Genomic DNA, 3,363 nt, shown 5'->3' on the forward strand with positions numbered 1-3,363 from the left:
GGCATATCGCTCCTTCGGTGGAGAAGTGGAGGCGTCAAGCACCCCCACGATATGCCGCCTTTCCGATTCCCGCCGTCACCAACTTTGGGCGATAGCTCCTTGCCGCGCGGCTCCGATCAGTTGCTCGGCAACATATCTGCGGCTTTCGTGATCGCCGCCGTTCGTCAATTCCGCACAAACTTGCTCCAACACCACGTCCATGTTCGCTTGAACTCGATCTAGAAACTTGCCCACGCCCTTCTCTCCTTCGAGGAAACGTAACGAGGCTAAGCTCCTTTCTACAGTGGGTACAGCGCAGCGTGACGACGAGGTTAAGGAGCTGCTTTGTGCAAAAGTGAACTCAACGGCGTGAAGAATTGGCACCCCTCGCATTATACAGCCAGGGCTCGAACAATTGAGCTCAGCCGGAGTCGTCTTAGGTAAGGAGGAAATGGAGCGATCCGATGGACGAAAGGAAAAAACTCGAGCATCAGATCGCACTGGCTACTCGGACAGCCGCATACACCAAGGACGAGAACACCGCGAGCAGGCTGCGGCAGTTTGCTGATCAACTGAGGCGCAACCTATTGCCCTCTTCTTCCCGGCGGGCCCAGATCACGGCACGTGCCTATCAGCTGTGGGAAAGGGCCGGGCGCCCTTCGGGGCGCGACCTGGATTTCTGGCTCGATGCTGAGCGGGAGTTCAGCCGACCCGACCGTGGGAGCCAAGATTAGGGCACGACGACGCTCCGCGCGGTCCGCTCGCAAAAAAGCGGAGGCAGTGGCCAGTTGTGTGCACTTTCAGACCGTCAGTTCCGACGGGGGAACGTAGACCGTTGCCGCCTCTCTTAGCAGAAGCGAGCACATGCCCTCCGAAAAACAAGAAAACGGGAACGGCGGCCGTCCGCAAAACAGTCTCCTTCATATGGTCGGCGCCCGTGATTACAAGGCGCTTCGGCCTTACCTCGATTTGGCGGAGGTCCATTCCGGTGAGGGACAAGACCGAGCGTGATTTCCTCTATCGCGATATCTCGCACCGCAGCTTCAAGCGCCAATTCAGCCTCGCCGGATATGTCCAGGTGAAAAGCGCCGCGTTCGACAATGGCTTGCTGACCATCGAACTCGTCCGCGAGATTTCGGAAGCCATGAAGCCCGCCGGATTTCGATCGGCGATGCCTCGGCCGGCAACGTGCCGAAGCTGGAAGCTGAGGCTGCCGCCTAGCGCTCGCGCCTCGGAGCCGCACGATTTGTCGCGCGGCTCCATCCATTCGTCAAGAAAAGGAGAGGACCATGCGGCCGACGACCGCTGGCGACAATGTTTTCGACTTCAACGCTCTTCTTCATCCCGGTACGGTGTTTGAAGCACCGAGAGACGTTCTGGATCATCCGGCCCTGACGCTGACCGAGAAGCGCGCAATCCTGGCATCATGGGCGTCCGACGCGTCCGCGATCGCCTCTTGCCCGTCGATGCGCGCACCTGCCGGCCTCAAGAAGCCGGTATCGATCGACGAAATCTTGGACGCGTTGCGCGCCTTGGACGGTGGCCCACGGACGCCGCCCGGCGGAAAGCCCTACCGTCTCCGTTCGACCGAACGTGCGGCCGCCGCGGCGTAGTTTTGGAGGCCCTGATGACGATGGACGAAAACCTGGCACGCCTTCGTGCCCATCATAACAACATCAGCCGCTACCGCCGGCTCCTGCGTCAGGCTTTTGCCTCTGGAACGCCAGTTCATCGAACGGCGACTTTCCGAAGAGGAGGCCGCTCTGCAAAGCCTTTCCGCTTCGACCTTCCCGAACGCCTTCAGGGAGCCAAGGCTTGATCGACCGTTGCCTGTTGCAGACGTGATGCCATGAGCACGACCGTCAACCTGGGTCGACCGGGCTCGGGCTCGTTCCCTTTGGCGCTCCTCAAAAGGTTTTTCGTGCGCGAATATTGAAGACTCCGGCTGCGGACGGCGTATCATCGGCCGTGGAGATTTCAGGGATGGCTGTCTCGACCAACGAGCGTCCGATGTGCCCTGTGTGCAAGCACCGGATGGCGTTGGCGCGCATCTCTCCCGGCCCCCGCGGATTCGATGAGCGCACCTTCGAGTGCTCGACTTGCGAGCGTACCGAAGTGGTCCGCTTCGCGGTGGATCCGATACAAACCGACGCGGTCGGCTGGCTTGCCGGTGAGCTGAAGCCGCGAAACTGAGTGTTCGGTGTGAGTGGCGCGATGGATGAGGACTTCTGCAAAGAACAGACGCAACGCATTCGCGCATTGGCTGACCGGGCTGATCTCCTTCACCAGGCGATGCCTGTTGGCGCTGGTCGTCCATACGCCCCCGGGGTGGCCAGTCCCTTGAAGCCCGCGGAGCGGCCGCTGCCGGTGCGCGTCACGCCCCCGGCGTCGATCCTCTCAGGGTGGGCGAGGCGTGACCAAGGGCGCGATCGAAGTCTGGTGCGACGCTTGCGGCGGCGGAGGATCCCTGCCCGCGCGGGAGTCCGAGCCGGCCGCAGGACCTATCCGGGCCGCGGCGTGAAGGCAAGGGCCGTATGCCGGCCAAGCCGAGTGAGGTGCGGCTCACACCTCCGGGAGCTTGACATGGCAACTATGAATTGAGGAGGCGAGAATGCTCCTGATAGGACTTGGCGCTCTGCTTGTTCTCGGCGGAATCTTGTACATGGCACGCGCTACTATTTGGCGGGGATCGCTTAGCCGGCCCGCTGGCGATACACTGGAGCCGACGCGGCGCGGCGTGGGATTCCTGGGGATCGGAGCGAACTGGCCGGGCATTCTCCTTATGGCAATCGGTGCCGTTCTGTTGGTGGTGGGGGCCGGCCTCTAGCCCCAGCCATCCGCCGAGCTGCCGCCCTGGATGACAAGTTGGTATCGACGCTTCAGCCGATGGCTCGTGGTAGTAGCGGCGTTTTGGAGGCGATCGAGGTTCGCGCCGTCTTTAGCAATCACGAGCAGTCGCCAATTCAGGCCATCGGGTTCCGCGTCGTCGTGTTCAATCTCGACGGAGATAACGAGCTCCCCGCCGGGAACGTGCCGGATCTCCTGAAGAGCGATCAGTTCGAGATCGGCCTTGGACATCAACGTTCTTGCCACCGGTCTCCTCCCGGCCGGCCTAACGCAGCCTCAATCGCTACGCGACTGCTTTATGAAAACGGCCCGCTCGATTATGTCAGCGGGCTATTTCTTTCGCTTCTATTTCCCTTTCATCTTCGGGTCATTCATGGTCGCCCCCGGGTTAGCCGAACTCGGGCTGCTCGATGCCCCTTGACCGCTGGTCGCGGCTGGAGAATTGCCGCCGCCCCCAGATCCCGCACCTGCGCCTCCGCCGTCCCCTGATCCCGCACCCGCGCCGCCGGCTCCGCCCGATCCCGCGCCCGCGCGAGC

Annotated in this window: 7 protein-coding genes and 1 pseudogene; 5 read left to right on the forward strand and 3 right to left on the reverse strand. The window is 62.0% G+C overall.

Annotation, left to right across the window (positions count from 1 at the left end; translation table 11 throughout):
• Window positions 1–75: 75 nt before the first annotated feature.
• Window positions 76–234: a hypothetical protein gene (locus IVA74_RS00475; protein WP_247338769.1), complete on the reverse strand. Its 159-nt coding sequence runs from the start codon at window positions 232–234 to the stop codon at window positions 76–78.
• Window positions 235–443: 209 nt separating this feature from the next.
• Here IVA74_RS00475 and IVA74_RS00480 point away from each other — a divergent pair, with 209 nt between their 5' ends.
• From IVA74_RS00480 to IVA74_RS00495, 4 genes and pseudogenes are all read left to right on the forward strand, one after another.
• Entirely contained in the window at window positions 444–713 is a 270-nt protein-coding gene (locus IVA74_RS00480; RefSeq protein ID WP_247338771.1) for a DUF2934 domain-containing protein, read from the forward strand.
• Between the two features lie 260 nt (window positions 714–973).
• Window positions 974–1,200, forward strand: a pseudogene (locus IVA74_RS00485) (Hsp20 family protein); the annotation flags it as partial.
• Between the two features lie 68 nt (window positions 1,201–1,268).
• Entirely contained in the window at window positions 1,269–1,592 is a 324-nt protein-coding gene (locus IVA74_RS00490) for a hypothetical protein (RefSeq protein WP_247338773.1), read from the forward strand.
• A gap of 14 nt (window positions 1,593–1,606) precedes the next feature.
• Complete coding sequence (locus IVA74_RS00495) at window positions 1,607–1,798, forward strand: hypothetical protein (RefSeq protein WP_346730914.1); 192 nt, start codon at window positions 1,607–1,609, stop codon at window positions 1,796–1,798.
• Between the two features lie 158 nt (window positions 1,799–1,956).
• On the opposite strand, the gene IVA74_RS00500 is transcribed toward IVA74_RS00495, so the two are convergent.
• The gene (locus tag IVA74_RS00500; protein WP_247338775.1) at window positions 1,957–2,265 is read right to left on the reverse strand and encodes a hypothetical protein; all 309 of its coding nucleotides are present in this window, start codon (window positions 2,263–2,265) and stop codon (window positions 1,957–1,959) included.
• 537 nt (window positions 2,266–2,802) lie between these two features.
• The gene (locus tag IVA74_RS00505) at window positions 2,803–3,057 is read right to left on the reverse strand and encodes a hypothetical protein (protein ID WP_247338777.1); all 255 of its coding nucleotides are present in this window, start codon (window positions 3,055–3,057) and stop codon (window positions 2,803–2,805) included.
• Between IVA74_RS00505 and IVA74_RS00510 the strand changes: the two genes are divergently transcribed.
• On the forward strand, window positions 3,050–3,247 hold the full coding sequence (locus IVA74_RS00510; protein WP_247338778.1) for a hypothetical protein: 198 nt from the start codon (window positions 3,050–3,052) through the stop codon (window positions 3,245–3,247). The two genes, IVA74_RS00505 and IVA74_RS00510, sit on opposite strands and share 8 nt — an antisense overlap.
• Window positions 3,248–3,363: the final 116 nt, after the last annotated feature.

Origin of the sequence: Bradyrhizobium sp. 132 (genome assembly GCF_023074185.1) — a bacterium.
Classification (GTDB): domain Bacteria; phylum Pseudomonadota; class Alphaproteobacteria; order Rhizobiales; family Xanthobacteraceae; genus Bradyrhizobium.

Bases quoted from the DNA above. Each gene is read 5' to 3' on its own strand.
- IVA74_RS00480 (WP_247338771.1), top strand. From the start codon at position 444: ATGGACGAAAGGAAAAAACTCGAGCATCAGATCGCACTGGCTACTCGG.
- IVA74_RS00490 (WP_247338773.1), top strand. From the start codon at position 1,269: ATGCGGCCGACGACCGCTGGCGACAATGTTTTCGACTTCAACGCTCTT.
- IVA74_RS00495 (WP_346730914.1), top strand. From the start codon at position 1,607: ATGACGATGGACGAAAACCTGGCACGCCTTCGTGCCCATCATAACAAC.
- IVA74_RS00505 (WP_247338777.1), bottom strand. From the start codon at position 3,057: ATGTCCAAGGCCGATCTCGAACTGATCGCTCTTCAGGAGATCCGGCAC.